Origin of the sequence: Brucella tritici, assembly GCF_008932295.1 — a bacterium.
Taxonomy (GTDB): Bacteria; Pseudomonadota; Alphaproteobacteria; order Rhizobiales; family Rhizobiaceae; genus Brucella; species Brucella tritici.
In genome coordinates, this window is sequence record NZ_WBWA01000058.1 from 1 (window position 1) to 5,481 (window position 5,481).

Below are 5,481 nucleotides of genomic sequence, written 5' to 3' on the forward strand. Positions count from 1 at the left end.
ACGCCCTTGCTGTTCGGCTAACGGTTCCCATCACCAGGGCCCGTAGAGGACTTTCACCTCCAAGTCATCGACCGGATACCATCCCGGTCAAACGGTGATTGCGCACCACGCGCCATGCTCGGCGCACCCAGTAAATGCGAGCCGCAATCCGCCACGCTCATCCCGCAAATGCCGATTGCGAAGCGTAGTGACCCCAAAGCTCTTGTTGTCGCGTGCATAATCTGGATTTCCGACCCGCAGCAATAGTCGATCCATCAGCCAGATGACGGTCGCAACGACCTTTTCACGGCAGAGCGAGCGTCGCCGCATATCGGCATCAAGTGCTTTACGCAGTCGGCTGAGTGCACGGGCGAAGTCTGGCAGACTTGAGAATTTGGTCTCCTCCTGCATCGCGATCCACGCGGAATGGTAACGATATTGCTTTCTTCCGCGCGCATCGCGACCGGTCGCCTGTATGTGTCCGCGCTGATCGCAACATATCCAGACATCGCTCCAAGCAGGCGGAATGGCAAGCTTAGCAATCCTGTTTCGATCCGCGACTGAAATCGCCTTTTTGTCAAACCGAACATAACGAAACCCGGCTCCACAACGCAGGCGCCTAATTCCCGGCGCGGTGTCGCTGACATGGACCAACCCATGAGCAGCATTGTTTTGTAGCAGCGGAACAGCGGAAGACTTTTTAAGCAATGGGTAACCCCGGTCGTATTTTCCTTGCCGTATAACCACTAAAAACCGCGACTGGTTCCCAGGCTGAACAAATCTGATCGGGAACTATCGGGCGTCAAACAGGTTATCCTGTTCTTCCCGGAGGATCAGGTCGTGCCCCACAGTTTCTGGAAAGGCTATCTCAAACTTTCGCTCGTCACCTGTGCGGTGGAGCTGACGCCTGCGACCAGCGACAGCGAGAAGGTGCGTTTTCACACCTTGAATGCGGAGACCGGCAACCGGGTGATCAGCCGGTACGTAGATTCGGTTACGCACAAGCCCGTGCGGGATGATGACGAGGTCAAGGGGTTTGAGAAAGGCGACGGCAGCTATGTCATTCTTGAAGAGGATGAGCTGGAGGCTGTGGCACTCGAGAGCACCAGAACTATAAACATCGACAAATTTGTACCGCGCGACAGCATTGGCTGGATCTGGTACGACAAACCGCATTATCTCGCGCCATCCGACAAAGTAGGCCAGGAAGCCTTTTCCGTCATTCGGGAGGCAATGGAAAAAAACGCAGTCTTCGGTCTGGCCCGCCTTGTCATGTACCGACGCGAAAGAGCAGTGCTGCTTGAGCCACGCGGACACGGGATCGTCCTGTGGACGCTGCGCTTCGGCGATGAAGTGCGGAAAGCGACCGACTATTTTTCAGATACTAAGGAAGGCAAACCCGATACGAAGCTTCTTTCCATGGTCCGCAAGCTCATCAAGGGCAAGACGGAAGATTGGAATCCCGATTTCCTTCAGGACCCAATGCAGAAGAACCTTCAGTCGATGATTGCTGCAAAGAAGAAAAAGAAAACGGCAACGGGGTCGAAGCCGCGCAAGACTGCACCAGAAACCGAAGGCAATGTTATCAACATCATGGATGTTCTACGAAAAAGCCTCGCCGGTGAAAACAAAAAAAGCTGATGCGAAGAGCTCTGCCTATTTCTTCAGCTTAGGCAGCGGCGTTTCCGCGCTGCGAAAATCCTGCCAGGGATCGCTATTCAATGCGACCAGCCGGGTCGGTGTGTTGAGAATAGTAAAATGGGCCGAGCCTATTGCTGACGTCACTTCCTCCCACCCAAGCGGCATGGAAACTGCAGCACCGGGACGTGCCCGCGGCGAATAGGGTGCTACAGCAGTCATGCCGCGCTGATTGCGCAGATAATCGATGAGAATTTTGCCTTTACGCTTGGCCTTGGAAATAGTCGAGACATAGCGATCAGGGCTGTCTGCAGCCATCTGGTCGGCAATAGCTTTTGTAAAGCTCTTGAGGGCGTCCCAGTCGACCTTCGGCTTCAATGGCGCGACCACATGCAGTCCCTTGCCGCCGGACGTTTTAACAAACGTCGTCAATCCGAGTTTTTCTAGACGTTCCTTGATCTCGGTTGCGGCTTCGATCACGCGCGGCCAGGGAACCCCCTCGCCCGGATCAAGATCCATCGTCAATGTATCCGGTAGCTCCCAATTTTTGAGAGTCGAACCCCATGGGTGAATTTCCAGCGTCGCGGCTTGCACCAAACCGATCAGCCCGTTGAAGTCCCGAATGCTGATATAAGGCTCCTCGTCCTTGTTCTTTGGGTCCTGAACCTCGATAATATGTTCATTCAACCCCTTCCACGCGTGCTTTTGAAAGAAGTGTTCTCCGTCAATTCCGGTTGGGCAGCGTAACAATGCAAGGGGGCGGTTGACGATGAAAGGTTCGATGCGAGACCAGATAGCGGAATAATAATCTGCGAGACCCTGTTTTGTGACACCCTCGCCCGGCCAGTAAACCCGGTCGGGATGTGTGAGCTTCACGTCGATCTCCTCGGGGCCGTTACTGGAAATACGAGGTGACATGGTTTGCTTCTCCCATATGACGTCCTTGGCAGCCTTATCGTTTCGCACCCCCCTGAAGGACGCGTGACGCAATCGCTTATCGGCAGTCCAGGCACGAAATTCGATTTCCGCTACCAGCTGCGGCGTGACGAAATTGGCACCGCGCCTTTCATCTGCCGTCAGTTGCACAGCGAATGGGCTTTCTTCCAGCCGCATGGCTTGCAGCTGTTTGTAAAGTTCTTTTGCCATCCTAACCGAAAAGCCCGTTCCCACCCGGCCCACGGGAACCAGCCCCTTTTTATCCTGTACACCTAAAAGGAGCGAACCGATTGCCGCTCGCGTTGCCGTCGAGGGAACATAGCCTGCAATGACGAATTCCTGTCGTCCAATGCATTTCGACTTACGCCAATCGTTGCTGCGACCGCTTCTATAAGCGGCCTCCCTGAGCTTCGACACAATGCCCTCAAGGCCAAGTCCGCAGGCATTCTTCAGTACCGCAGCCCCATCGGCATCAAAAGCCTCGCTGAAGCGAAGCGTTGACGATGATCCGGAAATTAATTTTTCAAGCAACGTTTTGCGCTCAACCAGAGGAGTCTGGCGGAGATCTTCGCCATCAACATGCAGAAGATCGAAGAGATAATAGACGAACCGATCCGAACGCCCTTCGCTTAAATCCTCTTGCAAAGCTGAAAAGTCGGACAGTCCCGACTGGTTTTCGACAACGATTTCCCCGTCAAATATGGCTTCGTTCACACCCGTACCAACAAGATCACTGGCGATCTGCTGGCCAAATTTTTCAGTCCAATCCAGTCCCCCACGCGAATAAAGGGCGACCTTGCTCCCCGCAATATGAGCCTGGATGCGATAACCGTCGAACTTAATCTCGTGAAGCCAGCGGTTTCCATCTGGAGCAGATGACACGAGCGTAGCGAGCTCAGGTTTGACGAAATTCGGCATCGGTCGCTTCTTCGCATTTTTGATATTTGCGCCCCCACCCTTCTCTTGAGCGGTCGACTTCTTGTCGATCGGACCAGTTTTCGACGACCAGCCTGGCGCTTCTTGTTCGACATCGGCGATGACGCGACCGGTTTTTACTGATTTCGGCATCTCTTCGAGAATGTCAGGTTCATCTGGATTTCTGGCGAATTCGTCCTCACCCTTGATGAGGAGCCAATTCTCTCGCTTCTCGTCTGGCTTTCCGTGCATCCGGACCAAATGCCAGCGACCTTTGAGCTTTTCCCCGTAGAGCTCAAATTCAAGATGTCCTTTTTTGTATTGCTTATGTGGGTCGCCAATGGGTTTCCAGCGCCCTGTATCCCAGACGATAACTGTACCTCCCCCATATTCACCTTTCGGGATCGTGCCTTCGAAGCCCCCATATTCAAGAGGATGGTCCTCGACATGCACAGCAAGTCGCTTTTCACCGGAAACAAGGCTTGGACCGCGCGTCACGGCCCAGCTTTTCAACACGCCATCCATCTCAAGACGAAAATCATAATGCAATCTTCTGGCATCGTGTTTCTGCACGACGAAGAGATCACCTTTCATTCGTGAGGACTTACCGCGTGGTTCCTTAGTCCGCGTAAAATCGCGTTTCCTGCGATAGGTTTCAAGCGGCTGTCCCATGATCAACCGGCCTTTTTTCTAGACTTTGTTCCAGATGTTGCCCCGGACTTGGCTTTGCCTTTTATTGCTTTGGTCGCCGCCTGCCCGACCCGACCTAGGTTTGCACTCTTGCGAAGAGCCTCCTTGAGATCGATAACCTCGGCAGTCTTCGGCGCAGCCGGCTTCTTGAGCGGCTTCCCCTCAATCTTCGCCTTTATCAAATCTGCCAGTGCTGCATCGTACCGGTCATCGAAGCCTGCGGGGTCGAAACTGCCCATCTTGGTGTCGATAATATGCTCCGCCAGGTCGAGCATTTCCTGATCGAACTTGAAAGTGCCCAAGTCGGCAAATGCCTCCGCTGCCGCTCGTACCTCATATTCGAAATTGAGCGTCGTGGCTACGAGACCATAATCGTCGGCACGGATCAGAACTTGTCGCGCGCGGCGGAAAAGGACAGTCTCGGCAATTGCAGCTACATTTTCGGCTTTCATGCCCTCACGAACGAGTACGAAACTATCGCTGCCTCCAACAGGGGCGAGATAATATGGCCGGTCGAGATAGACGTCATCGATCTCGTCGCATTTGACAAATCGCGTGACATTCAGCGTCTTGTCGCTTTCGGGAATGGCCGCGGCGATTTCCGCTTCGTCGAAACTCAAATAGGCGCCCGACGACACTTCATAGCCCTTGATCTGATTTTCGCGCGGTACTGGTTTGCCTGTATCACTGTCTACGAATTCCCGGTTGAGGCGATTTCCGGTTTTGCGATTAATCAGATGAAACGAAACACGCTCAGAGGTCGATGCCGCCGTGAAAAGTGCGACCGGACACAAAAGCTGATCAATTTTCAGCTGGCCTTTCCAGTTTGCGCGGGGTGCCATCGATTTATCCCTGCTTTCGTTAAGCACCATCTTCGCCCGAACTCGTACCACCTGTACGCTTCAGATAGTGCGCGTATGCAAATCCACCGATGAGAAGCGCGGGCAAACCAAGGAGAACAATCCAGAACAACAATTCTCCCATCTCGCCCTCCTCCATACTGGCGCCGAAACATACATTTTTATACGGAGACAAACTCATGAAACGCCGAAATTGTTCCGATGCTGAGCTCCACGTCAATATCGGAAAGCAGAGATCTACTGAACTGGTTGGGAGCTCCTTATATAGAAAGCATGACGACGCATCGACATCTCGTTGGATGACAGACCAAGCACAGCAGTGCGACCGGTCTGCTGGGCAGCGTAACGTTAACCTGAGAGCAAGTTTCACCGGCGATAAGTGGGGATGACTGAACTACGCGCTTCGCTTTACCACCGCCATCGTTTTCCAGCTGAGATCATCGCTGAAGCTGTGTGGCTCTAT

At 53.5% G+C, this 5,481-nt stretch carries 5 protein-coding genes and 1 pseudogene; 1 reads left to right on the forward strand and 5 read right to left on the reverse strand.

Going from position 1 to position 5,481, the window contains the following annotated elements; all coding sequences use genetic code 11:
• Positions 1 to 87: 87 nt before the first annotated feature.
• On the reverse strand, positions 88 to 390 hold the full coding sequence (locus tag F9K91_RS26510) for a hypothetical protein (RefSeq protein ID WP_235913455.1): 303 nt from the start codon (positions 388 to 390) through the stop codon (positions 88 to 90).
• A 57-nt stretch (positions 391 to 447) separates the two neighbouring features.
• Positions 448 to 726, reverse strand: a pseudogene (locus F9K91_RS26665) (DNA topoisomerase IB); the annotation flags it as partial.
• Positions 727 to 819: 93 nt separating this feature from the next.
• On the opposite strand from F9K91_RS26665, the gene ku (F9K91_RS25225) reads away from it, so the two are divergent.
• Entirely contained in the window at positions 820 to 1,620 is an 801-nt protein-coding gene (ku, locus tag F9K91_RS25225; protein ID WP_151679044.1) for a non-homologous end joining protein Ku, read from the forward strand.
• Positions 1,621 to 1,635: 15 nt separating this feature from the next.
• Here ku (F9K91_RS25225) and ligD read toward each other — a convergent pair whose 3' ends face one another.
• From ligD to F9K91_RS26635, 3 genes are read right to left on the reverse strand one after another with little or no spacing between them, the layout of a single operon-like run.
• Positions 1,636 to 4,140, reverse strand: coding sequence for a DNA ligase D (gene ligD, locus F9K91_RS25230; RefSeq protein WP_151679045.1), 2,505 nt, complete (start codon positions 4,138 to 4,140; stop codon positions 1,636 to 1,638).
• Positions 4,141 to 4,142: 2 nt separating this feature from the next.
• On the reverse strand, positions 4,143 to 5,000 hold the full coding sequence (gene ku / locus F9K91_RS25235) for a non-homologous end joining protein Ku (RefSeq protein ID WP_151679046.1): 858 nt from the start codon (positions 4,998 to 5,000) through the stop codon (positions 4,143 to 4,145).
• A 19-nt stretch (positions 5,001 to 5,019) separates the two neighbouring features.
• A complete protein-coding gene (locus F9K91_RS26635; RefSeq protein WP_255414847.1) occupies positions 5,020 to 5,142 on the reverse strand; it encodes a hypothetical protein in 123 nt (40 codons plus the stop codon).
• Positions 5,143 to 5,481: the final 339 nt, after the last annotated feature.